The organism is Seonamhaeicola marinus (assembly GCF_008085455.1).
This window is the reverse complement of sequence record NZ_VSDQ01000051.1, coordinates 1-298: the sequence shown is the minus strand read 5'-3', so window position 1 is coordinate 298 and position 298 is coordinate 1. Positions and strand designations below refer to the sequence as shown.

The 298-nt window shown below is 30.5% G+C and carries 1 pseudogene; it reads right to left on the bottom strand.

Annotated features, from left to right (window positions below):
* Window positions 1–103: 103 nt before the first annotated feature.
* A pseudogene (locus tag FUA24_RS00325) lies at window positions 104–298 on the bottom strand (tRNA (adenosine(37)-N6)-threonylcarbamoyltransferase complex dimerization subunit type 1 TsaB); the annotation flags it as partial.

Sequence of the window (298 nt, the reverse complement as noted above, 5' to 3'; positions counted from 1 at the left end):
GCTGCTGGAATTGAAATTCCTTACCCACATCAAGTTGAAATACATAAAGAGTAATTTTAAATGTGCTCTAAACAAAAAAGACCTGAAATTTCAGGTCTTTTTTTTATTGTTTTGGCTTAATAGCCACAAAATCTTTTAAATAATAAGGTTCAAAATAAGCTACATCTTCAAAAGCATTATTTTTAAACTTTTCAAACGCCAACACACTCATTTCATTTGCCGATGGTAACTTACCTTCTATAAACACTGCATTAGGGTTACTTATAAGTTCCTTTGTTTTAGTTACACCATCACCAAT